The organism is Salipiger bermudensis HTCC2601 (assembly GCF_000153725.1).
GTDB classification, from domain to species: Bacteria; Pseudomonadota; Alphaproteobacteria; order Rhodobacterales; family Rhodobacteraceae; genus Salipiger; species Salipiger bermudensis.
Genome location: NZ_DS022276.1, coordinates 1,223,464 through 1,245,527, shown reverse-complemented (window position 1 = coordinate 1,245,527; position 22,064 = coordinate 1,223,464). Strand labels below are relative to the sequence as shown.

23 protein-coding genes are annotated in these 22,064 nt (G+C 67.4%); 15 read left to right on the top strand and 8 right to left on the bottom strand.

The window, feature by feature from the left end; genetic code table 11:
- Positions 1-222 precede the first annotated feature (222 nt).
- From R2601_RS05955 to R2601_RS05945, 3 genes are all read left to right on the top strand, one after another.
- Positions 223-1,245, top strand: a complete 1,023-nt coding sequence (locus R2601_RS05955) for an aspartate-semialdehyde dehydrogenase (RefSeq protein ID WP_007795054.1) — start codon at positions 223-225, stop codon at positions 1,243-1,245.
- A gap of 241 nt (positions 1,246-1,486) precedes the next feature.
- Positions 1,487-1,723: a hypothetical protein gene (locus R2601_RS05950; RefSeq protein ID WP_007795049.1), complete on the top strand. Its 237-nt coding sequence runs from the start codon at positions 1,487-1,489 to the stop codon at positions 1,721-1,723.
- A gap of 236 nt (positions 1,724-1,959) precedes the next feature.
- Positions 1,960-2,283 (top strand): hypothetical protein, encoded by a 324-nt coding sequence (locus tag R2601_RS05945; protein ID WP_007795047.1) that lies wholly within the window; start codon positions 1,960-1,962, stop codon positions 2,281-2,283.
- 7 nt (positions 2,284-2,290) lie between these two features.
- Here R2601_RS05945 and R2601_RS05940 read toward each other — a convergent pair whose 3' ends face one another.
- Positions 2,291-2,938: a carbonic anhydrase gene (locus R2601_RS05940; protein WP_007795044.1), complete on the bottom strand. Its 648-nt coding sequence runs from the start codon at positions 2,936-2,938 to the stop codon at positions 2,291-2,293.
- A gap of 137 nt (positions 2,939-3,075) precedes the next feature.
- Between R2601_RS05940 and R2601_RS05935 the strand changes: the two genes are divergently transcribed.
- The 4 genes from R2601_RS05935 (at position 3,076) to R2601_RS05920 (ending at position 6,256) form a co-directional block, all read left to right on the top strand.
- Positions 3,076-3,468, top strand: coding sequence for a hypothetical protein (locus R2601_RS05935; RefSeq protein WP_007795043.1), 393 nt, complete (start codon positions 3,076-3,078; stop codon positions 3,466-3,468).
- A 169-nt stretch (positions 3,469-3,637) separates the two neighbouring features.
- Positions 3,638-5,020: a leucyl aminopeptidase family protein gene (locus R2601_RS05930; protein ID WP_007795040.1), complete on the top strand. Its 1,383-nt coding sequence runs from the start codon at positions 3,638-3,640 to the stop codon at positions 5,018-5,020.
- Positions 5,017-5,847 carry a C40 family peptidase gene (locus R2601_RS05925; protein ID WP_007795039.1) on the top strand — a complete coding sequence of 277 codons (831 nt, stop codon included), beginning with the start codon at positions 5,017-5,019 and terminating at the stop codon, positions 5,845-5,847. The genes R2601_RS05930 and R2601_RS05925 overlap by 4 nt, the downstream gene beginning before the upstream one ends.
- Positions 5,848-5,908: 61 nt before the next feature.
- Entirely contained in the window at positions 5,909-6,256 is a 348-nt protein-coding gene (locus R2601_RS05920; RefSeq protein ID WP_007795036.1) for a hypothetical protein, read from the top strand.
- Positions 6,257-6,291: 35 nt separating this feature from the next.
- On the opposite strand, the gene R2601_RS05915 is transcribed toward R2601_RS05920, so the two are convergent.
- From R2601_RS05915 to R2601_RS05900, 4 genes are read right to left on the bottom strand one after another with little or no spacing between them, the layout of a single operon-like run.
- Complete coding sequence (locus tag R2601_RS05915; RefSeq protein WP_007795034.1) at positions 6,292-8,331, bottom strand: hypothetical protein; 2,040 nt, start codon at positions 8,329-8,331, stop codon at positions 6,292-6,294.
- A complete protein-coding gene (locus tag R2601_RS05910) occupies positions 8,328-11,135 on the bottom strand; it encodes a DUF4159 domain-containing protein (RefSeq protein WP_007795030.1) in 2,808 nt (935 codons plus the stop codon). Before R2601_RS05910 ends, R2601_RS05915 begins: the two co-directional genes overlap by 4 nt.
- Entirely contained in the window at positions 11,135-12,010 is an 876-nt protein-coding gene (locus R2601_RS05905) for a DUF58 domain-containing protein (RefSeq protein ID WP_007795027.1), read from the bottom strand. Before R2601_RS05905 ends, R2601_RS05910 begins: the two co-directional genes overlap by 1 nt.
- Positions 12,007-13,008, bottom strand: a complete 1,002-nt coding sequence (locus R2601_RS05900) for an AAA family ATPase (RefSeq protein WP_007795023.1) — start codon at positions 13,006-13,008, stop codon at positions 12,007-12,009. The genes R2601_RS05905 and R2601_RS05900 overlap by 4 nt, the downstream gene beginning before the upstream one ends.
- A gap of 69 nt (positions 13,009-13,077) precedes the next feature.
- Here R2601_RS05900 and R2601_RS05895 point away from each other — a divergent pair, with 69 nt between their 5' ends.
- Positions 13,078-13,665, top strand: coding sequence for a DUF1285 domain-containing protein (locus tag R2601_RS05895; protein ID WP_083793898.1), 588 nt, complete (start codon positions 13,078-13,080; stop codon positions 13,663-13,665).
- A gap of 6 nt (positions 13,666-13,671) precedes the next feature.
- On the opposite strand, the gene R2601_RS05890 is transcribed toward R2601_RS05895, so the two are convergent.
- Entirely contained in the window at positions 13,672-14,490 is an 819-nt protein-coding gene (locus R2601_RS05890; RefSeq protein WP_007795018.1) for a sulfotransferase family protein, read from the bottom strand.
- Between the two features lie 170 nt (positions 14,491-14,660).
- Here R2601_RS05890 and R2601_RS05885 point away from each other — a divergent pair, with 170 nt between their 5' ends.
- Together R2601_RS05885 and R2601_RS05880 are read left to right on the top strand one after the other, a co-directional pair.
- Positions 14,661-16,238: a DUF5928 domain-containing protein gene (locus R2601_RS05885; RefSeq protein ID WP_007795015.1), complete on the top strand. Its 1,578-nt coding sequence runs from the start codon at positions 14,661-14,663 to the stop codon at positions 16,236-16,238.
- Between the two features lie 7 nt (positions 16,239-16,245).
- Positions 16,246-16,614, top strand: coding sequence for a histidine triad nucleotide-binding protein (locus tag R2601_RS05880; protein ID WP_007795012.1), 369 nt, complete (start codon positions 16,246-16,248; stop codon positions 16,612-16,614).
- 13 nt (positions 16,615-16,627) lie between these two features.
- On the opposite strand, the gene R2601_RS05875 is transcribed toward R2601_RS05880, so the two are convergent.
- Together R2601_RS05875 and R2601_RS05870 are read right to left on the bottom strand one after the other, a co-directional pair.
- Complete coding sequence (locus R2601_RS05875; RefSeq protein WP_007795008.1) at positions 16,628-17,626, bottom strand: phosphatase PAP2 family protein; 999 nt, start codon at positions 17,624-17,626, stop codon at positions 16,628-16,630.
- 153 nt (positions 17,627-17,779) lie between these two features.
- Positions 17,780-18,706 carry an ABC transporter ATP-binding protein gene (locus R2601_RS05870; protein WP_007795007.1) on the bottom strand — a complete coding sequence of 309 codons (927 nt, stop codon included), beginning with the start codon at positions 18,704-18,706 and terminating at the stop codon, positions 17,780-17,782.
- 75 nt (positions 18,707-18,781) lie between these two features.
- Between R2601_RS05870 and R2601_RS05865 the strand changes: the two genes are divergently transcribed.
- The 5 genes from R2601_RS05865 to R2601_RS05845 are packed head-to-tail and all read left to right on the top strand — an operon-like array spanning position 18,782 to position 21,917.
- The gene (locus R2601_RS05865; RefSeq protein WP_007795004.1) at positions 18,782-18,961 is read left to right on the top strand and encodes a zinc-finger domain-containing protein; all 180 of its coding nucleotides are present in this window, start codon (positions 18,782-18,784) and stop codon (positions 18,959-18,961) included.
- A 47-nt stretch (positions 18,962-19,008) separates the two neighbouring features.
- Positions 19,009-19,935 (top strand): AEC family transporter, encoded by a 927-nt coding sequence (locus R2601_RS05860; protein ID WP_007795001.1) that lies wholly within the window; start codon positions 19,009-19,011, stop codon positions 19,933-19,935.
- Positions 19,932-20,384 carry a YaiI/YqxD family protein gene (locus tag R2601_RS05855; protein WP_007794996.1) on the top strand — a complete coding sequence of 151 codons (453 nt, stop codon included), beginning with the start codon at positions 19,932-19,934 and terminating at the stop codon, positions 20,382-20,384. The genes R2601_RS05860 and R2601_RS05855 overlap by 4 nt, the downstream gene beginning before the upstream one ends.
- Positions 20,385-20,388: 4 nt before the next feature.
- Entirely contained in the window at positions 20,389-21,009 is a 621-nt protein-coding gene (locus R2601_RS05850; protein ID WP_007794991.1) for an HAD family hydrolase, read from the top strand.
- Positions 21,006-21,917, top strand: a complete 912-nt coding sequence (locus R2601_RS05845; protein WP_007794988.1) for an ornithine cyclodeaminase family protein — start codon at positions 21,006-21,008, stop codon at positions 21,915-21,917. Before R2601_RS05850 ends, R2601_RS05845 begins: the two co-directional genes overlap by 4 nt.
- The last annotated feature ends 147 nt before the right edge of the window (positions 21,918-22,064 follow it).

Sequence of the window (22,064 nt, the reverse complement as noted above, 5' to 3'; positions counted from 1 at the left end):
TGCGAGAATTGGCGGGATTTCACCGATGGGTCCTCGCTCACTGCCCCCAAAAGCGGCGGACGCCACTGCTTGCGGCAGATCCGGCAGGCGCCCGGAGAGCGGGTTTCACGGTCATCGCTGCCATGCCCCCTTTCGCTGAAGGGGGGCATGGGGTATCACGCGCGCCAATCCGACGTGCCGCGGGAGCCGTGCGCACGCGAATTGCAATCGAAGGAGAGCCAGATGGGCTATAAGGTCGTTGTCGCTGGCGCCACGGGCAACGTGGGCCGTGAAATGCTGAACATCCTCGCCGAGCGCGAGTTCCCGGTGGACGAGATCGCGGTGCTGGCATCGCGCCGCTCGCTCGGCACCGAAGTGAGCTTCGGCGACAAGACACTCAAGACCCAGGACCTCGCCACGTTCGATTTCACCGGCTGGGACATGGCGCTCTTCGCCATCGGGTCGGACGCGACGAAGGAATACGCCCCCAAGGCCGCCGCCGCGGGCTGCGTGGTGATCGACAACTCGTCGCTCTATCGCTACGACCCGGACGTGCCGCTGGTCGTGCCGGAGGTGAACGCCGACGCGGTTCTGGGCTATTCCAAGAAGAACATCATCGCCAACCCGAACTGCTCGACCGCGCAGATGGTCGTGGCGCTCAAGCCGCTGCATGACCGCGCCAAGATCAAGCGCGTCGTGGTCTCGACCTACCAGTCGGTCTCGGGTTCGGGCAAGGAAGGCATGGACGAGCTCTGGGATCAGACCAAGTCGGTCTACAACCCGGTGACCGAGGTGCCGCCGAAGAAATATCCCAAGCAGATCGCCTTCAACGTCATCCCGCATATCGACGTCTTCATGGAAGACGGCTCGACTAAGGAAGAGTGGAAGATGGTCGCCGAGACCAAGAAGATCGTCGACCCGTCGATCAAGGTCACCGCGACCTGCGTGCGGGTGCCGGTCTTCGTCGGCCACGCCGAGGCGATCAACATCGAGACCGAGGATTTCCTCGACGAAGACGAGGCCCGCGACATCCTGCGCGAGGCGCCGGGCATCATGGTCGTCGACAAGCGCGAGGACGGCGGCTACGTCACCCCCGTGGAATGCGTCGGCGATTTTGCCACCTTCATCAGCCGTATCCGCCAGGACTCGACGATCGAGAACGGTCTGAACTTCTGGTGCGTCTCGGACAACCTGCGCAAGGGCGCGGCGCTGAACGCGGTGCAGATCGCCGAGGTTCTGGGCCAGAAGGTCCTGAAGAAGGGCTGAGCGTCCTGCCTTGCAGCCGAGTTGAACAAGACGGGGCCCGGCGGGCCCCGTTTTTGTTTCATTTCAGGGCAGGTGTCGGTGGCGGGCTCTCCGATCGGATAGGGGGGCTCGTCCGTTGGTCTCCGGGCCTAGCCGTCGGCCCGCTGGAGCGTCTCGGGCGAGAGGGTTAGAACAGGGATGAGGCGGAGATCCCGCCGTGTCCAAGGCCAGAACGGCACCCGTCCAATGCAGGAGCCCGGCCATGACCACTGATTTTCTCGCCCTTGCCCGTGATCGTCGCATCGAAGCGCTGACCGCCCGCAGCCTGCTGCTCTGCAGTCGGCACCGGCGTCCGTCACCGCGGGTCTTTGCGCGCTGGCTGCGCCGGCTGGTCTTCCGCGGCACGGCCCGTGCCCTCATCGCGCCCCGTTCGCCCGATCTCTCTCTCGCTCTCTCCGGGGCGGCGGGGCGCGCCATGTCCGGTCGCCGGTTCGGCTGACCGGACACCGTTCAATGAGCTCGCCATCCTGTCCCCGCCGTCTCGCGGGGTCGGTAAAGCGGCCCGGACAGCCCTGGGGTGAAAATCGCGTCTCTCATACGCGCAGGTCTTGCGCGCTCAAGGTTAACAGTAGGTTACAAGTTTCAGGGAACGCTCTGTTTCCCTAACGGCAACCTGCCGCCATAATTCGGACCAATTTGAGGCGCAATTTCATCAAATTGGTAAGGAGATGACAGATGCGTAACGAGTCCCGCGCCACCGTCGGCGCTGCCCCCCTGACCACCCAACTCGACTGCGAGACCGCGGCCCTGCTTCGGCAAATCCTGCTGCCGATCCTCGAGGCCGCCACTGACTGGTCGGGTCTCGCCGGGGCCCTCGCCCGCAAAGGCTATGCCCTGACCTTCCGCAGCGGTCGCATGGTGATCGTGCAGTCCGAAACCGGCCGGCCCCTCAGCACCGGCCGGGGGCTCGGCATGCCGCTGTCGGTGCTCGCGGCACGTCTTGGCCGCCCGGCGCTGCGGCTCAGCCGGGACGGATCCTCGGCTGAACTGCACGCCTGAGCCCGGCTCAGATCTCCTCGAAGCGGCCGAGCTTCGGGTCGAAGACCTCGATGCTGCCCTTGCCGATCTCGTGCCAGAGACCGTGCAGGGTCAGCTCTTCGTTCTCCACTGCTTCGCGCACGAAGGGGAAGGTCATCAGGTTCTCGAGCGAGGTCAGCACCGCCTGGTGCTCCAGCGCCTTCGAGACCTTGTCCTCGGGCAGGTCCTTCACCTTCTCGTAGCCAGGACGGAGGATGTCCATCCAGCGGCCGACGAAGCTGGATTTCTCCTCCAGCGCCGGCGCCCGGCCCGAGCACATGTCGAGGCAGCCCTTCACGCCGCCGCAGCTCGAGTGGCCCATGACGATGACATGCGCCACCTTGAGCGCCGTCACCGCGTATTCCACCGTCGCCGAGGTGCCGTGGTGATCGCCATCGGGTTCGTAGGGCGGCACCAGGTTCGCGATGTTGCGGTGGATGAAGAACTCGCCGGTATCGGCCCCAAAGATCGAGGTCACGTGCACCCGGCTGTCGCAGCAGGAGATGATCATGGCGCGGGGATGCTGTCCCTCCGAGGCCAGTCGTTTGAACCAGGCATGGTTCTCGGCATAGCTCGTCGCCTTCCAGCCATGGAAGCGCTGCACGAGATATTGCGGAAGCGGCTTGGCGTCCTGCATGGCATCCTCCTGTTCACATCACGCACCGGCTCGGAAATACGCCGGATTCAGCGGGAATTCGAGAGAATAAATGCATCTGGCCTAACCTTTTGGGAACCCCGCGCGTCTATCTCCCCCCTCGGTGGGGGCGGTGAAGCATGGAGGCCGCGGTGGATCAGGTCGCAAGACTGTCGCTCGCGGAACCGGCATCGGTCGATCCCGACCGCCTCGCGCAGCTCTACGAGCGCTTCGGCGCGCAGCGCGGCGAGGATCTGGTGTGCCGCGCGATGGAGGAACTGGCCTTCCGCCTTGGTCAGGCGGGACGCCTCTACGAGGCCGGAGACCGCCTTGAATTGCGCCGCTGCGCCGGGATCCTCGCCGCTCTGGCGGATGAGATCGGCATGACGGCGCTGCGTCGCGTCGCCGAGAGCGTCGCTTTCTGCATCGACAGCGCCGACGCGGTGGCGCTGTCGGCGGTGCTGGCGCGCATGGCGCGGGTCGGGGAACGCTCGCTCTACGCGATCTGGGATCTGCAGGACCTTACGATCTGACAGCCCGCCGAACCCGTCTCTCAGCGCGCAGCTGCTTGGCCCGCTGGGCCGCAACCCTTGGCGGGTGGGGACTCCGCTGCGGGGCGCATATGTCCCGGAGGGCCTTGCAGGTGCGGCCGGCTGCGCTAGGCTCGCGCCAATCGTCTCCCCTCCTAGAAAGGCCCCTCCCATGCCGTTCCGTTTCGCCGATCCCACGACCCCGTCTCTGCCGCTTCACCTGATCGAGGCCGACGGGCTCGCGGGCTGGCTCGAGGGCCAGCCCGAGGAATGGCGTGGCTGGGTCGAGGCCAGCGGTTTCTCCGGGGCCATCGGCGAGGCGCTGATCCTGCCCGGCCCCGATGGTGCCCCCGCCGCGGCGCTCGCGGGATACGGCAGCGCCGCCGCCCGCCGCCGCGGACGGTTCGCGCTGGCCGCTGCGGTGGCAAGGCTCGGCACCGGCACCTACCGCATCGCCAGCGGCCTGCCGGCGGGCGCCGCTGCCGAGGAGGCACTTGGCTGGCTGCTCGCCGCCTACCGCTTCACCCGCTATGCCGGCAGCAACGGCACCGGCGCGCAGCTCGTCGCGCCGGAGGGAATCGACGCCGCGCGCGTCGAGATCCTTGCCGAAGCCGAGGCGCTGACCCGTGACCTCGTGAACACCCCGGCCTCCGACATGGGGCCGCAGGAGCTCGAAGACGCCGCCCGCGCGCTCGCCGAGGAGTTCTCCGCGCAGATCGAGGTGACCGCCGGCGCGGAACTGGAACAGGGCTTCCCGATGATCCATACGGTCGGCCGCGCCAGCACCCGTGCGCCGCGGCTGATCGACATGCGCTGGGGGAAGGCCGGCCCGACCCTGACGCTGGTCGGCAAGGGCGTCTGCTTCGACACCGGTGGGCTCAACCTCAAGCCCGGCGGTTCGATGGGGCTGATGAAGAAGGACATGGGCGGCGCCGCCAACGTGCTGGGGCTGGCCCGCGCGATCATGGCGCTGGGTCTGCCGCTGCGCCTGCGGGTGCTGATCCCGGCGGTCGAGAACGCGGTCGCGGGCGATGCCTTCCGCCCGCAGGATATCCTGACCTCGCGCAAGGGGCTGACCGTCGAGATCAACAACACCGATGCCGAGGGCCGGCTGGTGCTTGCCGACGCGCTGGCGTTGGCCGACGAGGAAACCCCGGATCTCATCGTCTCGATGGCGACGTTGACCGGCGCGGCACGGGTTGCGGTCGGGCCGGATCTCGCGCCGTTCTACACCGATGACGAGCCGCTGGCGGCGGCGCTGGCGGGCGCCGGTTCGGCGCAGGCCGACCCGCTCTGGCGGATGCCGTTCTGGGAGCCCTATGAGGCCAAGATCGAGCCGGGCATCGCTGATCTCGACAACGCGCCGGCGGGGGGTATGGCGGGCTCGATCACCGCGGCCCTGTTCCTGCGCCGCTTCGTGACCGACAGCCCGCGCTACGCGCATTTCGACATCTACGCCTGGAACCCGTCGGCGCTGCCGGCGCGGACCAAGGGCGGCGTGGGGCAAGGCCCGCGCGCCATCCTCGCAGCCTTGCCGGAGGTGCTGGGGCTGTGAGCGACCGGCGCCTGACCGCCGCCAACGACCGGGTCGTCGCACGGACGTTGGCGGCGCAGTTCCCCGAGCTGACGCCGGTCGATCCGGTGCCGTCCTTCGTCTGCGAACCGGTGGTCGACCTGCTTGCCCGTCCCGGCGGACGGCGCGAGCGCCAGCTGCGCTACGGCGACGCGTTCGAATTGCTCGAGACCCGCGAGGGCATGGGCTTCGGCCTCGCGCCGGGAGCGGGCTACGCGGGCTGGGTCGCGTCCGATGCGCTGAAGCCCGCCACCGCACGCGGCACACCGACCCATCGCGTCGGCCCGCGGCATACCCATGTCTACCCGGCGCCCGACTTCAAGACCCACGAAATCTGCGCCCTGTCGCAGCTTTCGTCTCTGGTGGTCACGGGCCGCGACGGGCGGTTCTGCGAGACCGAGCTTGGCTGGGTTCCGGCGATGCATCTGACCGAGGCGCTGGCGACCGATCCTGTGGCCGAGGCAGCGCGCTACCTCGATACACCCTATCTCTGGGGCGGCAATTCGGGCTTTGGCATCGACTGTTCGGGGCTGGTGCAGGCCGGGCTTTCGGCCTGCGGTCTCGCCTGCCCGGGAGACAGCGACTTGCAGGAAAAGGCCCTGGGCGAAACGCTGGCGCCGGGCACCCCGCCCCGGCGCGGGGACCTTTTGTTCTGGAAAGGCCACGTCGCGTGGGTCTCGGACCCGGAAACCATCCTGCATGCCAACGCCTATCACATGGCGGTGGCCTATGAGGGGCTGGCCGAGGCGGTGGCGCGGATTGAGGCGCAAGGTGATGGGCCGGTGACCCGGCACGCGCGACTTGGGTGAAACACGCCTATTGCGCGAGATGTGATGCGGACCAAGGGGCGAGGCGGTGTAGACTGGGTCGATGAAACAGCTTCTGCCGCTCCTGTTGCTCGCCGCACCGGCGCTCGCCGACCCGCCCGACATTGTCGCCACCGAGGCCGTGCGTCAGGGCGATGACTGGCGCGTCTCGGTCACCTTGCTGCATCCCGATACCGGCTGGGAGCATTATGCCGACGGCTGGCGGGTCGAGGCGGAGGACGGCACCGTGCTCGGCACAAGGGTGCTGGTCCATCCGCATGAGACCGAGCAGCCCTTCACCCGCGCGCTGTCGGGCGCGTCGATCCCGGAGGGCACGACGCGGATCTTCATCCGCGCGCGCTGCCTCGTCGATGGCTGGAACGAGGATCGCATCGCTTACGATCTGCCCTAGCTGAACCGCTCGGCGCGTCCGGAGCAAAGCGTGATCTACCGTCGCCCCTCGCGCAGCCAAGCGCCGATGATGAAGCCCGAGGCCAGCAGCAGCGTCAGCCATGCTGGCAGCAGCGGGATCTGGCGCACGTCCAAGGTCTCATAGGCCTCGCGCGGGGTAAGGCCGATCCAGCCGCGCCCGGCGGCGGGGCGTCCGGCGCTGACCGCGCGGATGCTGGGCAGACCGTCCTCGAGCGGCATCACGCCGCCGCGCATGGTGTCGATCACCGGCTCAAGCGCGTCGCCGCTGGCGATGGTCTGCTCGAACTCGCGCGGGGCGGCGGGGCCGAGGCCGATCACCGCCTCTTCCTCGCCTTCCGACAGGCGATAGAGCCCGATCTCGGGTCCCTCGTAGAGCGCCTCGAACCGGCCCGGAGAGACCTCCGACAGCGTCACCTCTTCGGTCTCGCCATCGGGGCGGGTCACGGTGACCGCGCCAACGTCCTCGCCCAGCGAGCGGCGGATGATACGCATGGTCTGGCCGGTGGCCTCGGCCCACAGCGCCTCTTCCTCGAGCTCGGGCTCCTTCATCATCCAGTGCGCCAGGCGGCGCAGCAGGTCGAGCTGCGGGCCGCCGCCCTCGTAGCCGCGCGACCAGAGCCAGGCCTGATCGGAGCCCAGAAGCGCCACGCGGCCCTCCCCGACCCGGTCGAGCACCAGGAGCGGACGGTCGTCGACGCCGGACATCACCACGTCGCCGCCGATGGGATCGAGCTCAATCTGGCGCAGCCAGCGGCCCCAGCTTTCCGGATCGCCCATGCCGGCGGTGACCGGGTGGCGCTCGCCAAGCTCGGTGACGCGCGGACTGTAGCTCTCGTCGATGACGCGGGCGGTGGGTTCGGCGGGAAGGATCTCCGACAGTGGCGAGCGGTAGATCGAGTCGGCGCTGGCGAAATCGGGGCCCGCGGCGACCAGCACGGCGCCGCCGTTCTCGACATAGTTGCGCACGTTGTCGAGGTAGATCGCCGGCAGGATGCCCCGGCGCTTGTAGCGGTCGAAGATGATCAGGTCGAAATCATCTATCTTCTCGAGGAACAGCTCGCGCGTGGGGAAGGCAATGAGCGAGAGTTCGGTCACCGGCACGCCGTCCTGCTTTTCAGGCGGGCGCAGGATGGTGAAATGCACGAGGTCGACCGAACTGTCGGATTTCAGCAGGTTGCGCCACGTGCGGCCGCCGGCATGGGGTTCGCCCGAGACCAGCAGCACGCGCAGCCGGTCGCGCACGCCGTTGATCTGCACCAGCGCGGCGTTGTTGCGGTCGGTCAGCTCGCCCTCGGCCTCCGGGGTCGAGAAGCGGATCACGTTGAGCCCGCCATGCGGCAGCTCGATCGGCAGCTCGACATCCTCTCCAATGGGCACGGAGAACTGCTGTGGCTCGGCGCCGTCGACCGAGATGTCGAGCCGTGTGTCGGCAGCGCCCGGGGCGGCGCCGTCATCCTGCACCCGCAGCGTCAGCGTCACCGGCTCGCCGAGGATGGCGAAGGCCGGGGCGTTCTGCACGATCAGGCGGCGGTCCCAGTCGCTGTCGCGCCCGGTCATCAGCAGGTGCATGGGCGCGGGCAGGTTGGGCGCGCGCTCGAGATCATGAAGCCGCCCGTCCGAGAGCAGGAAGATCCCGGCGATACGCCCGCGCGGTTCTTCGGCCATGGCGGTGGAGAGCGCGGTCATCAGCTGTGTGCCGGTGTCACCCTCGCCGTCGCCGACCTCGATGCGTCGGATCTCGGTATTGGGGCGGGCCTCGATCCGGGCCTGAAGCGTGTCGGCGGCGTCTTCGGTGACCGAGAGGCGGTCGGCGAGGCGCTGCGAGGCGCTTTGATCCACCACCATCAGCACGATGTCCGAGAGCGGAGCGCGGTCTTCTTCTTGAAAGGAAGGCTGGGTGAGCGCGGCGACGAGGATCAGCCCGGCGAAGAAGCGCAGCGGCCAGCCGGTGAGCCCGCGCCAGAGCGCGAGGATCACGCCGGCAAGTGCCACCACGCCAAGCGCGATGATGGCCGCCCAGGGCAGCAGCGGGTCGAAGACGATCTGTCCGGTCATTGGCCAAGCCTGTCGAGCAATGCGGGCACGTGCACCTGGTCGGATTTGTAGTTGCCGGTGAGCACGTGCATCACGAGGTTGACCCCGAAGCGATAGGCGATCTCGCGCTGGCGCTCGCCGGCGAAGCCCGAGCCGATGCGCACCAGCGGGTTGCCGCGCTCGTCCATCGCCCAGGCGGCGGCCCAGTCGTTGCCGCCGATCACCACGGGGGTCACGTTGTCATTGAGGTTGCGGAACGGCATGCCCTCGATCAGCTCCGCATCCGGTGCTGCGGCCTCGACCCAGACGTCGCGGCTTGCATAGCGGCCGGGGAAATCCTGCAGCAGGTAGAAGGTGCGGGTGAGCACGTGGTCCTGCGGGATCGGCTCCAGCGGCGGGATGTCGAGCGGGGCGGCCAGCTCCTGCAGTTTGCGGCCCTCGGTGCTCGAGGCGCCGAAGCTTGCCACGTCGGAATCGCGGGTGTCGAACAGGATCATGCCGCCCGAGCGCAGATAGTCGTTGAGCTTGGCGTATGCGGCGTCCGACGGGACCGGCTGGCCGGCGGTGACCGGCCAGTAGAGCATCGGGAAGAAGGCCAGCTCGTCGGTCTCGAGATCGACGCCCATCGGGTCGGCGGGTTCGACCGAGGTGCGGAAAAACAGGATTTCCGACAGGCCGCGCAGGCCGGCCTGCGCAAGGTCGTCGAGCTGTCGGTCGCCGGTCAGCACATGCGCCAGCGTCACCTCGGAGGCGGCGAGCATGGCGGCGGCCTCGTCGCCGGGGCTGGTACGGGTGCTGTCGGTGCTCTCCTGCGCGGAGGAGGGCACGGGCGTCAGGCTCAGCGCCAGCACGGCGAGAATTGCGGCTGTCCCGGCGCGCGGCCGGGCGCCGCCGAGGCGGCCCGACAGGGCGAGGGAGGCGATGACATCGGCAAGCAGCAGCGCGATGGCGCCGGCCAGAAGCCAGCCGGCCAGCGGCGTCTCCGCCGGGCGCGACAGTCCCTCGACGCTGATCCGCTCGGGCCATGCAGCCGGTTCGAAGACGCTCTCGGCGGAGACCACGTTGCGCGCGAGGCTGCGGTCCTCGCCCTGATAGAGGCCGGGCATCAGGTCGGGGCCGAGCGCCGCGCTCAGTAGCGCCTCGCCTTCGACGCCGGGCAGGTTGCCGGCATCGCCGACGCGGCCAAAGGCATCGAGCACCCGGAGCGGCTGCCAGATCGTTCCCTCGAGATCCTCGGGCGCGGGTGCGGCGGGCATCGACGACACCGCCAGCCGTTCGAGCATCTGCACGAACAGGCCCGAGAGCGGCAGGCTCGACCATTCGGCATTGGCGGTGACGTGGAACAGCACGATCTGCCCCTGTCCCACGCGCTTGCGGGTCACCATCGGCGTGCCGTCGGTGAGCTGTGCGATCACCCGCGAGGCCAGCGTCGGGTCTGGCTGAGCCATGACCTGCGAGGTCACGGTCACGTCGTCGGGGATGTCGAGACCGAAAAATGGGCTCTCCTCGGCGAAGGGCGCGAGCGATTTCGGCTCGCCCCAGCTCATGGCGCCGCCGACGCTGCGCCCACCGGCGCGCAGGCGCACCGGCATCAGCGGGTCTTCCTCGCTGCGGCTGACGTCGCTGGCCGCAAGGCGCGGACCGGCAAAGCGCAGAAGCGTGCCGCCGGACTCGAGCCATTCGAGCACGCCAGCCTCTTCGCCGGGAGACAGCGTCGCGACATCTGCCAGCACGATCACATCCGGGTTCGCGGGCAGCACCTCTTCGAGCGTGCCGTCGAGCAGGTCGGCGGTCGGCTCGAGGGCGCGGTCGAGGAAATGCAGCGGTGAGAGCAGTTCGAGCCCCTCGCGGTTCTCGTTGCCTGCGATCAGCGCGACCTCGCGGCGGCGCAGGCTGTCGTCGGGCAGGGTCACCGCGCCGGCGCTGCGGGCGCCTTCGATCTCGAAGCGGGTGATCCGCGCGCGCAGCTCGGCGGGCAGGTTCAGCTCAAGCTCGGCATCGGTGGCGGATTGCTCGAAGATCACCGGGTTGCGGACCAGAACCGCCGGGTTGCCGGCCGGATCGAGCCCGTGGCCGGCAATGGTGACCTCGGCCTCGGGGCCGGGGCGGAGCCGGTGCAGGGAGAGACGGACATGTCCATCTTCGAAGCGGGCCGGCGCCAGCGTGTAATGGGCGCGGGGGCTTTCGAACACGGTCACGTCGCCACGCGATTCCAGTGCCGCGAGCAGCGGCGCGCGGCTGTCGCGAGCCAGCCCGTCCGACATCCAGTAGCTGTCGAAATCCTGCTCCGGCAGCATCTCGATGGCGCGCTCGACGCGCTCGGCATCGGGCTGCCACGGCTCGGGCAGGATGCCGGTGAGGCGTGATTGCAGCACGCCGGCGGCTTGGAACTGCGGTTCTTCGGGGGCCGTCAGCCGCAGCAGTGCCACCGGGCGCGCCTCGCGCTCGGCACGGGCGAGCAGGGTGTCGAGCGCGTCCTGCCGCTGGCGCCAGTCCGAGGCGCTCGACCAGCTGGCATCCATCACCACCAGAAGCGGGCCCGAGCCCGCCTCGGCGCCGCTCTGCTCCTGCGGGTTCAGCAGCGGGCCGGCGAGGCCGATGATCACCGCGGCCACGGCCAGCATCCGCATCAGCAGCAGCCACCAAGGTGTGCGGTCGGTGACCTGCTCCTCGTCCTTCAGGCCGAGCAGCAGCACCACGCCGGGAAACATCCGGCGGATCGGTGCCGGCGGCACCGCGCGCAGGATGATCCACAGCACCGGCAGCGCCAGAAGCCCGAGAAGCAACCAGGGCGCGGTAAACCCGAGGGGGCCGAGCATGGTCATCAGTGGCCTCCATCCATCGCACGATATACCCACAGCAGCGCCGACTGGGCGCTGTCGGAGGTATGATGGCACATGTATTGCCAGCCCGTTAACCGCGACAATCGGTCGAGCCGGTCCTTGCGCTCGGCCAGCCGCTCGAGATAGCGCGTGCGCAGGTCGCCGGCCTTCAGCGTCTCATGCGCGACGCTGCCGCCGACACTTTGAAAGATGGTGCGGCCCTTGAACGGGAAACTCTCCTCGGTCGGGTCGAGCACTTGCAGCAGCACTCCGCGGACACCGCGATCGGCGGCCTTGGTCAGAGCGGCCTCGACCGGATCGAGATCGCCTAGGAAATCCGAGACGAACATCGCCCGCGCATGCGGGATCATGCCGCGCGCCTCGAGCTCGGAATAGTCGTCTTCGCCATCGTCCGAGAGCGCCTCGGCCAGCCGCAGCACCTGCACGTCGCCATTGCGCGGCGGCAGCTGCCAGCCGGTGAAGCCCACCCGCTCGCCGCCCCGGATCAGCAGGATCGCGGTGGCCAGCGCCACGAGGCGGGCGCGGTCGCTCTTTTGCGGCAGGTTCTGGTCCGAGGTGAAGCGCATCGAGGCACCGCCATCGACCCAGAGCTGCACGCTCTGGGCGATCTGCCATTCGCGCTCGCGCACGAATTGCTCGTCGCCGCGGCCGGAGCGGCGCCAGTCGATGTTGCGATAGCTGTCGCCCGAGCGCAGCGGGCGGTACTGCCAGAAATCGTCTCCCATGCCCGAGCGCCGCCGGCCATGTTCACCCAGCAGCACGGTGCCGGCGAGATGCTCGGCGCGCGCCAGAAGCGCCGGGAAGCGGCTGGCTTCGAGCTGCGCGTCGCGACGGAGATAGGTGACGGTGTCGGTCAAGCCGCCGCCTCGGTGCGGGTCAGACCGCCCGCGATATCGTCGATAATGGCGCCGAGATCCTCGCCCCGGGCGCGCGCCGAGAAGGTCAGCGCCATGCGGTGCACCAGCACCGGGCGGGCCATGTCGATCACGTCGGCAGGCGAGGGGGCGAGCCGGCCCTGCAGCAGGGCGCGGGCCCGCACGGTCATCATCAGCGCCTGCGCGGCGCGCGGGCCGGGGCCCCAGGCTACGGTCTCGCGCACCCGGTCGGAGGCGGCGGGATCATTGGGGCGGAAGGCGCGGACGAGATCGAGGATCATCTCGACCACCGCGTCGCCCACCGGCATCCGGCGCAGAAGCGTCTGGGCGGCCATCAGCGTCTCGGGATCGAAGACCTGATGCGCCTGCGCGTCCTCGGTGCCGGTGGTGGCGAGCAGGATGTCCTTCTCGGTCTTGCGGTCCGGATAGGCCACGTCGATCTGCACCAAGAAGCGGTCGAGCTGGGCTTCGGGCAGCGGGTAGGTGCCCTCCTGCTCGATCGGGTTCTGGGTGGCCAGCACGTGGAAGGGCAGCTCGAGCGGGCGGGTCTCGCCGGCCACGGTCACCTCTTTCTCCTGCATCGCCTGCAGCAGCGCCGACTGGGTCCGCGGCGAGGCGCGGTTGATCTCGTCGGCCATCAGGAGCTGACAGAAGATCGGGCCGGGGATGAACTTGAAGGCGCGGGAGCCGTCGCTGCCGGTCTCGAGCACCTCCGAGCCGAGGATGTCGGCGGGCATCAGGTCGGGGGTGAACTGGATGCGGTTGCCGTTGAGGCCCATCACCGTCGACAGCGTCTCGACCAGCCGGGTCTTGCCGAGGCCGGGCAGGCCGATGAGCAGCGCGTGGCCGCCGCAGAGCAGCGAGGCCAGCGTCAGCTCGACCACCCGTTCCTGCCCGATGAAGCGGCTGTTGATGGCGCGCTTGGCTTCGGCAAGCTTCTCTTCGAGCGCTTCGATCTCGGCGACCAGATCTTCGGCCATGCGCTGACTCCCTTGAAATCCCGTGTTTACGATTCAACTCTATCCCGGGGTTGGAAAATGGCAAAAGCAATGACGGCACAAAATTCCGTGACACCATCTGCAGACGGGCTGGCTGCCTCCGCGCGCGCCATAAAGGAGCGCGGTTTGCCCCCCGTGCACAAATGGAACCCGCCCTTTCTGGGCGATATCGACATGCGCATCGCCCGTGACGGGACGTGGTATTACCTCGGCTCGCCGATCAAGCGGCCCGCGATGGTCAAGCTGTTCTCGTCGATCCTGCGCAAGGATGGCGACGATTACGTGCTCGTCACCCCGGTCGAGAAGGTGGGAATCACCGTCGAGGATGCGCCCTTCGTCGCCACCGATTTCGAGATCTCGGGCGAGGGCGAGGCGCAGGTGCTGACCTTCCACACACACGTGGGGGACGAGGCCGTCGCAGGCCCTGATCACCCGATCCGTGTCGCCATCGACCCCGAAAGCGGCGAGCCGTCGCCCTACGTTCTCGTGCGGGCCAATCTCGAGGCGCTGATCGACCGCAAGAGCTTTTACCGGCTGGTCGAGCTGGGTGCCGAGCGCGAGATCGATGGCGAAGGCTGGTTCGGCGTATGGTCGTCGGGAGAGTTCTTTCCTATCGCCCCGACCGACGCGCTGGGCTGAGCGCGCCTAGTCGCCAAGCTTGGCGTGCACCTCGTCGAGGTCGATCTCGCCGATGGGCATCTTGTTGGCCGGGTTGTCGAAATCGTATTTGAAGAGCTCGAAGTCGCGTTTGTAGATCTCGTAGATCAGATGCATCGACAGGTCGTCGAAATAATCCTCGACCGGGTGCAGCCGCTTCGGCCCGTGGCCCTCGGATTCGTTGAAGCGGGGGATGCTGGAAAGATCGACCGCGTGCGGCGTCTGGATATGGTCGAGCACGTCCTGCATGCCGTCATTGAACTGCTCGGTCCAGAAGATCTTGTTGTAGCGCCCGCCGTTGACGATGAAGGTCGAGACATGCCCCGAGATCGCCGACCAGTGGATGTCGGGCTCCATCGGGCGGCGCCAGCGGATGGTGTCGCGCACGAAGAGCAGGAAGCGGCGGAAGCTGCGGATCTGGTCGAACTCGTCCTTGCCATCGTCGCCGCCAACCTCGATGCCGTATTTCTGGATCAGCAGCGGTACGAGGTTGCCGCGGTAGCGCTTGCCGTTGCGCTGGATGCCGCAGATCTTGTCGAAGAAGCTCGACAGCACGCGGGTGTAGGGGTTGCGCACGCAGGTGAAGGCATAGGAGGAGCGGGTCTTCACATTGGCCTTGATGATCGGCTGGCTGTCGTCGCGGGCCCATTTGTGCAGGCCCTGCTGCGCATCATGAATGTCGCCGTCATAGAACACGCCGTGATCAGAGTAGTACATGATCTGGCCAATCGTCGAGCAGGCGCATTTCGGCACCACCCGGTACACCATGCTCTCGCTCTCGGTCATCCACGTGCCCGGAAACCCCATTTTCCCTGTCTCCCGAAATGCGCCTGCCCGGCGCCTCTTGCGCTGACGGCGCGTGATTAATTGTTATGCGCCTGATATCGCAAAAAATCAGACAAACCCGGTTTCTTCAACGCCCGTTCGTCTCTATCAACGGAATGGAGTGGGCAAAATTAGGGCAGACGGTTTCCTGAATGGCAAAGATTGCCTTCATCCTCCTGTGTCACAAGGATCCTGACGCCGTCATCAAGCAGGCGCAGAGCCTGACCGCCGTGGGCGATTACATGGCGATCCATTTCGACGCCCGCGCCCCGAAGGCCGCCTATGACAGGATCCGCAAGGCGCTGGCCGACAACCCCAACGTGGCCTTCGCGAAGCGGCGGGTGAAATGCGGCTGGGGCGAATGGAGCCTCGTTCAGGCGACCTTGAACGCGGTCGAGACCGCGGTGGAGGCGTTTCCGCGCGCCTCGCATTTCTACATGCTCTCGGGCGATTGCATGGCGATCAAATCGGCGGAATACGCCCATGCCTTTCTCGACCAGCGCGATGTCGATTACATCGAGAGCTTCGATTATTTCCATTCCGACTGGATCAAGACCGGTTGGAAGGAAGAGCGGCTGATCTACCGCCACTGGTTCAACGAACGCACCCAGAAGAAACGCTTCTACGCGATGTTCAACCTGCAGAAGCGGCTCGGGATGACGCGCGAGATCCCGGGGGATCTCGAAGTGATGATCGGCTCGCAATGGTGGTGCCTGCGCCGCCGCACGGTGGAATGGATCCTCGAGTTCTGCCGCACGCGGCCCGACGTGCTGCGCTTCTTCCGCACCACCTGGATCCCGGACGAGACCTTCTTCCAGACGCTGGTACGTCACCTCGTGCCCGAGCACGAAATCGAGAGCCGCGCGCTGACCTTCCTGATGTTCACCGATTACGGCATGCCGGTGGTGTTCTACAACGACCACTACGATCTGCTGCTGGCGCAGGATTTTCTCTTCGCCCGCAAGATCAGCCCCGAGGCGCGCGAGCTGAAGCGTCGGCTAGGCGTGCTCTACGCCTCGGAAGGGGCACGGTTCCAGATCTCCAACGAGGGCCAGTCGCTGTTCCGCTTCCTGACCGGCAAGGGACGTATCGGACGCCGCTTCGCGCCGCGGTTCTGGGAGGCCGAAAGCTCGCTCGGGCGCGAGCGCGAGCTGCTCATCGTGTTGTGCAAGAAGTGGCACGTGGCCAAGCGCCTGACCGCCCGCATCCGCGCGCTTACCAACATTCCCTGCATCGAGTATCTGTTCAACGAAGCCGGCTGCGATCTGCCAGATCTTGGCGGCATCCAGTCGAGCATGAGCAAGCGCCACCGCCACCGGCGGGCGCTGATGCGGATGCTGTTCGAGTATTACGACACCGAACGGCTGGTGATCTGCCTCGATCCGCAGAATCTCGACCTGCTGGAGGATTTCTGCCGCGACCGCTCGGTTTCGCGGCTGCTCGAGATCGAGTGCCAGTTCACGGATGCCTATCTCGGCGGGCACGCGATGCGGGTCGGGCTGGCCGGCGAGCGTACGCCGAAGGAGACGCTGAACCGCTTGCTGCCGACGATCCGCAACGACATTGTGCACGAGAGCGACCGCATTCGCGACGCGCAGTTCGACAATCACCTGAGGATCCGCGAGATCGATCCGCCCGACGTCAACGCGCGCGCGCTCGCGGCCTTCCTGAGCTTGCCCGAAGACATCGCCCGCGAGCTTGCCAATACCGATCACCTGTTCGCCGATTGAGGATAGAATGGCCTACACCTACGACACCGAGAACATCTTCGCCAAGATCCTGCGGGGCGAGATCCCCAACGACACGGTGCTCGAGACCGAGCACAGCCTTGCGTTCAACGACATCCGCCCGCAGGCGCCAATCCACGTGCTGGTGATCCCCCGGGGCGCCTACGTGAACTACGACGATTTCGCCTCCAACGCCTCGGATGCGGAGATCGTCGACTACACCCGCGCCATTGCCAAGGTCTGCGAGATGAAGGGGGTCGAGGCCGACGGATTCCGGATGATCTCGAACGCTGGAGAGCACGGGGTGCAGGAGGTGCCGCACCTGCACGTGCACATCCTCGGCGGCCGTGGCCTCGGCCGGATGCTGGAAAAGGGGTGACCCTGCCCGGGAGTCAGGCGGCCAGGCCGTCTGGCTCCGCCATCGCTCCGGCTGCCTTGCGCCGCGTCTGCAGCGCGCTGACCGCACACCAGACGCTCGCTACGAAGAGCGCCGAGACATAGCCGTCCAGCGCATAGTGCCAGCCAAGATAGACCGAGCCGAACTGGATGCAGAGCGCAAAGCAGCCGAGCACTGCGCCTAGGATCCGCGAGACCGAGAACGCCGCGAGCGTCTGCACGGTGGCCACCGCGACATGCATGCTCGGCATCGCCGAGATGCCCGTTCCGAAGCTGTTGCTGCCGGTGGTGTAGGTGGTCCACAAATAGGTGCTTACGCCCTTCACCTGTCCGCCAGGGCCGCTGGCAAAGATCGCCGCCGTCAGATCGGAATAGCGCGGATCGCCGTAGACGGCCTCGTAGTAGATTGGGCCGACCGAACTCAGCGCCGTGGCCAGAACAGTCCCGAGACCGAACAGGCTCAGGGCGCAGGTCCACCAATAGCGGCGGCGCAGCTGCCGGTCGCCATAGACGGCAACCGCGAAGAAGCCGCCCACCCAGACCACCGCCCAGAGCGGCCCGTAGACAAGCGTGAGCGGCCATTCCAGCACTTCCGGCAACAGCTTGTGCAGCACCAGCCCGGGCTGCGCCCCGTGCAGCATCGCATCGAGATCGGCGAGCACCGGATCAAGATAGAATGGCACGACGCCCGGGATCGCCAGCTTGAACGTCGTGAAGGCCGAAAAGCCCAGACACATGAACAGGGCCGGCCAGAACACCTTAAGCGCAGCTTGCGCCAGCAGGGGGCACAGCGCTCCTTCGCTCCGGTAGCGGGCGATCATGACCGAGAGCAGCGCGAGGAAGCCGATGAGCGGGCTCAAGACCACCAGCTTGCGGACATACATCGGGAAGATGTCCATGAAGACGCCGGGATGCAGCACCGCGGCGCTGGACGCATAGGCAAGGACGAACAGCGCAAGGGCATTGCGGCGCAGGAATGGCATGACGGTCGACATGGGGCGCTCATGGTTAATGGCGTCTTCAACCCGCAAACGACCCGTCTAGTGCGGCGCGAATATGACCCGGCAACGCTTGTCAGGCGCCGGATTCAGGGCGATTTCATGTCAGACCGGAAGGCCGTGCCGCGCATTGTCGCGCGGCAGCCCCCCTCAGGCAGCGGGACGCGAGCGGGTCAGTTCGAGGAACACGTCCTCGAGATCGGCCTGCTCGGTGCGGACGTCCTGGATCCGGATACCGGCGTTGCGCACCAGCTCGAGCACGTCCTCGGCGGTGGTGTCGGTGGCGCGGTAGCTCAGGGCGATGAGCCCGCCCTCGCGGCGCTCGGCGGTGATGCCGGGGGCCTCGGGGAGGGTTTCGGGCATACTGTCGGGCTGGATCACCATGGTCTTGGCATCGATCTGGCCGAGCAGGTTGGCGGTGCTGTCGCGCGCCACCACCGAACCCTGGTTGATGATGGCGATCTCGTCGCACATCTCCTCGGCCTCCTCGAGGTAGTGGGTGGTGAGGATGATCGTCATGCCGCGCTCGCGGTTCAGGCGGCGCACGTTCTGCCACAGCATCTGGCGCAGCTCGATATCGACGCCGGCGGTGGGCTCGTCGAGCACGAGGATGCGCGGGTGGTGCACCAGCGCCTTGCCGAGCAGCAGCCTCCGGCGCATGCCGCCCGAGAGCGTGCGGGCATAGGCCTCGGCCTTGTCCGTGAGCCCCACCATCTCGAGGATCTCGTCGCTGCGGCGGTCACGCTTGGCCACGCCGTAGAGCCCGGCCTGCACCTCGAGCGCGTCGCGCGGGGTGAAAAACGGGTCGAGGTTGAGCTCCTGCGGCATCACCCCGATCGAGGCGCGGCTCTGGCGCGGGTTGCGGTCCTGGTCCCAGCCCCAGATCGACACCTTGCCCGAGCTCTTCAGCACCAGACCGGCGAGGATGTTGATCAGGGTCGACTTGCCCGCCCCGTTGGGGCCGAGCAGGCCGAAGATCGAGCCCGTGGGCACCGTGAGATCGACGCCCTTGAGGGCCTCCTTGCCGCCTGCGTATGTCTTGCGCAGCGCCTCGATGCGGATCGCGTCTCCACTCATGCCGAGCCTTGCTCCTGTTCTGGTCTTCGCCCATAACGCAGTTAGTGCAGGTGTGACGAAAAGGAAACCGCAGCGATGGCGACCGAAGCCCCGGAAATCAAGATCGTCGACAGCCACCGCATCGCCTGTGACGGCGGTGAGGGGGCGCTGGGCCACCCGCGTGTCTGGCTGATGATCCCGCCCGAAGAGGGCTTTGTGGAATGCCCCTATTGCGACGCGAAATACGTGCATCGCGATTTCGAAGGCAAGGTCTGAGCCAAGCCAACCGGGCGGCAGACACCCGCCGAATCTGACGGGGTGACATGCTCGCCATCTTTCTCAAGACCGTTCCGTTCTTTGCCCTGATCGGGCTGGGCTACGGCGCCGCGCGCATCCGCTTCTTCCCCGAGGCGGCGACGGCGGCGCTGACCAAGTTCGTGTTCTACTTCGCCCTCTCGGCGATGCTGTTCCGCTTCTCGGCCTCGCTGTCGATCTCGGCGATCTTCGATGCAAGGCTCGCCGCGGCCTATCTCGCGGGCACGCTGGCGGTCTATCTTGTGGCCACCGGCGTGGCGTTCCTGCGCCGGCAGGATCTGCAGACCGCCGCCATTGAGGCGCAGACCGCCAGTATCGGCAATACCGGCTTTCTCGGTCTGCCCATGCTGGCCCTGCTGCTTGGCGAGGCGGCGGTGGCGCCGATCATCCTCATGCTGAGCATCGACCTGATCGTTTTCGCCTCGCTGCTGGTGATCCTGGTGACCGTGGCGCGCGAGGGCAGGATGTCGCTGGGGATCTTCGCCACCATCGGCGCCGGGCTGGTGAAGAACCCGATGATCGTGTCGATCGTGGCGGGGCTCGCCGTGTCCTCCTCCGGGCAGTCGCTGCCCACGGTGGTGGACGAGTTCGTCACCCTGCTCGGCAATGCCGCGACGCCTTGCGCACTCTTTGCCATCGGCGCCTCGCTGGCGTCGAAATCCGCCGAGCGGCTGGCGGTGTCGGGCTGGCTGAGCTTTGCCAAGCTGGTGCTGCATCCGCTCTTCGTGGCCGGCGGGGTCTACCTGCTGTTCCCGGTGCCGCCCTTCCAGGCGGCGGTGGCGGTGGCCACGGCGGCGCTTCCGGTGGCGGGCAATGTCTACATGCTGGCACAGCATTACGGCATCGCGCCGCAGCGGGTCTCGGCGGCGATCCTGATCTCGACCGCGTTCAGCATCCTCACCGTGAGCACGGTGATCGCGCTGGTGAACCCGTGAGTGCGCTGTATATCGACGCCGACGCCTGCCCGGTGAAGGCCGAGGCCGAGCGCGTTGCCACCCGCCACAAGATCCGCATGTTCGTGGTCTCGAATGGTGGGCTCCGGCCCTCGCAGAACCCGCTGGTTGAGACGGTGATCGTGCCCGAGGGGCCGGACGTGGCCGACATGTGGATCGCAGAGCGCTGCGGGCCGGGCGACGTGGTGGTGACCGGAGACATCCCGCTGGCCTCGAAATGCATCGCCGCCGGCGCGGCGGTTCTGCGCCACAATGGCGAGCGCTTCACCGAGGCCAACATCGGCCAGCAACTGGCGATGCGCGACCTGATGGCCGATCTGCGCGCCGCCAACCCGCTGAACCAGGGGGGCGGCGGCAAGGGGTTCACCAAGGCCGACCGCTCGCGCTTTCTCAACGCGCTGGAGCGCGAGATCCGGCAGGCGAAAGGCTAGGCCCATGGCGATCCAGGCGGTGATCTTCGATATCGGCAACGTGCTGTTGCGCTGGCAGCCCGAGCTCTATTACGACGCCCTGATCGGCGAGGCGCGGCGGCGCGAGATGTTCGCCGAGGTCGACCTGCATGGCATGAACGAACGTATCGACGCGGGCGAGGACTTCCGCGCCGTGGTCTACGACACTGCCGCAGCCCATCCCCGATGGGCCGAGCAGATCCGCCACTGGCACGACCGCTGGCCGGAACTGGCCGCGCCGGAGATCCCCGAGAGCGGCGAGACGCTGCGGGAGTTGCGCCGCAATGGTGTTCCGGTCTTTGCGCTGAGCAATATCGGCGAGGCCACCATGGCGCTGGCCGAGGCGGCCTACCCGGTGCTGAAGGACTTCGACCGGCGCTACGTGTCGGGTCTCATGGGGGTGACCAAGCCCGACCCGCGGATTTACGAGATGGTCGAGGCGGATTGCGGGCTGGCCCCCGAGACGCTGCTCTTCACCGACGACCGTGCGGACAACATCGCCGCCGCCGCCGCGCGCGGCTGGCAGACGCATCTTTTCGAGGGGCCCGAGGGCTGGGCCGCGTGCCTGCGCGCGCACGGGCTGCTGAGCGAAGGAGACGACACATGACCACCCCCGCATTCATCCCCTACGAGGCCGAGGCCAAGCTCGACTGGCTTGGCCTGACCGACGCCTTTGTCGAGGGCCACCAGCGCCCCAAGGCCGAGATCGCCGACAGCTTCCTCTATCGCGGTGACGACACGCTCCTGAACCGGGCGGCCTGGATCGACGGGTTGGGGCTGGCGGTGAAATCCGCCACGATCTTTCCCGGGAACCAGACGCGGGGCCTTGGCGCGGTCAATGGCGGGGTATCGCTCTATGCCGACGACACCGGACTGCTCGAGGCGGTGGTGGATTTTCACCTGATCACCAAGTGGAAGACCGCCGGCGACAGCCTCTTGGGCGCGTTGCGGCTGGCGCGGCCCGACTCGAAGGAGATCCTGATCGTCGGCGCCGGCCATGTCGGGCACTCGCTGTTCGAGGCCTATAGCGCGGGCTTCCCTGGGGCCAGGTTCAAGGTCTGGAACCGGACGATCGCCAAGGCCGAAGCGATGGCCGAGGAGCTTGGCATCGGCGTGGCGCGCGACCTCGAGACGGCGGTGGGCGAGGCCGATATCGTCACCTCTGCCACCATGTCGACCGAACCGCTGATCCGGGGCGACTGGCTGCAGCCGGGCCAGCATCTCGACCTGATCGGGGCCTATCGACCCGACATGCGCGAGGCCGATGACGCGGCGCTGCAGCGCGCGCGGGTCTTCGTCGACAGCCGCGACACTACGTTCGGTCACATCGGCGAGCTGAAGATCCCGCTCGAGAGCGGCGCGATCCGCCGCGAGCAGGTGTTGGCGGATTATTATGCGATGGACGCGATGCGGCGCGAGAGCGACGATGAGATCACGCTCTTCAAGAACGGCGGCGGGGCGCATCTCGACCTGATGACAAGCCGCTACGTGCACGCGCGCTGGCTGGCGACGTAGCGCCCGGGGCTCTCGGGGTCCGCGGAGCGGGCCTCGGCCTCTCGCATGCGGCTGAGGCTCAGTTGGTTTCCTTGAACACCGCCGAGACGGGGCGGAACCAGAGGCTGGCAAAGCTCTCGCCGTAGATCTTGGCGATGGTCTCGTAGG

Bases quoted from the DNA above. Each gene is read 5' to 3' on its own strand.
- R2601_RS05955 (WP_007795054.1), top strand. From the start codon at position 223: ATGGGCTATAAGGTCGTTGTCGCTGGCGCCACGGGCAACGTGGGCCGT.
- R2601_RS05870 (WP_007795007.1), bottom strand. From the start codon at position 18,706: ATGAGTGGAGACGCGATCCGCATCGAGGCGCTGCGCAAGACATACGCA.
- R2601_RS05875 (WP_007795008.1), bottom strand. From the start codon at position 17,626: ATGTCGACCGTCATGCCATTCCTGCGCCGCAATGCCCTTGCGCTGTTC.
- R2601_RS05850 (WP_007794991.1), top strand. From the start codon at position 20,389: ATGGCGATCCAGGCGGTGATCTTCGATATCGGCAACGTGCTGTTGCGC.
- R2601_RS05890 (WP_007795018.1), bottom strand. From the start codon at position 14,490: ATGGGGTTTCCGGGCACGTGGATGACCGAGAGCGAGAGCATGGTGTAC.
- R2601_RS05915 (WP_007795034.1), bottom strand. From the start codon at position 8,331: ATGACCGGACAGATCGTCTTCGACCCGCTGCTGCCCTGGGCGGCCATC.
- R2601_RS05885 (WP_007795015.1), top strand. From the start codon at position 14,661: ATGGCAAAGATTGCCTTCATCCTCCTGTGTCACAAGGATCCTGACGCC.
- R2601_RS05945 (WP_007795047.1), top strand. From the start codon at position 1,960: ATGCGTAACGAGTCCCGCGCCACCGTCGGCGCTGCCCCCCTGACCACC.
- R2601_RS05860 (WP_007795001.1), top strand. From the start codon at position 19,009: ATGCTCGCCATCTTTCTCAAGACCGTTCCGTTCTTTGCCCTGATCGGG.
- R2601_RS05880 (WP_007795012.1), top strand. From the start codon at position 16,246: ATGGCCTACACCTACGACACCGAGAACATCTTCGCCAAGATCCTGCGG.
- R2601_RS05935 (WP_007795043.1), top strand. From the start codon at position 3,076: ATGGAGGCCGCGGTGGATCAGGTCGCAAGACTGTCGCTCGCGGAACCG.
- R2601_RS05865 (WP_007795004.1), top strand. From the start codon at position 18,782: ATGGCGACCGAAGCCCCGGAAATCAAGATCGTCGACAGCCACCGCATC.
- R2601_RS05920 (WP_007795036.1), top strand. From the start codon at position 5,909: ATGAAACAGCTTCTGCCGCTCCTGTTGCTCGCCGCACCGGCGCTCGCC.
- R2601_RS05845 (WP_007794988.1), top strand. From the start codon at position 21,006: ATGACCACCCCCGCATTCATCCCCTACGAGGCCGAGGCCAAGCTCGAC.
- R2601_RS05895 (WP_083793898.1), top strand. From the start codon at position 13,078: ATGACGGCACAAAATTCCGTGACACCATCTGCAGACGGGCTGGCTGCC.
- R2601_RS05950 (WP_007795049.1), top strand. From the start codon at position 1,487: ATGACCACTGATTTTCTCGCCCTTGCCCGTGATCGTCGCATCGAAGCG.
- R2601_RS05910 (WP_007795030.1), bottom strand. From the start codon at position 11,135: ATGACCATGCTCGGCCCCCTCGGGTTTACCGCGCCCTGGTTGCTTCTC.
- R2601_RS05930 (WP_007795040.1), top strand. From the start codon at position 3,638: ATGCCGTTCCGTTTCGCCGATCCCACGACCCCGTCTCTGCCGCTTCAC.
- R2601_RS05900 (WP_007795023.1), bottom strand. From the start codon at position 13,008: ATGGCCGAAGATCTGGTCGCCGAGATCGAAGCGCTCGAAGAGAAGCTT.
- R2601_RS05940 (WP_007795044.1), bottom strand. From the start codon at position 2,938: ATGCAGGACGCCAAGCCGCTTCCGCAATATCTCGTGCAGCGCTTCCAT.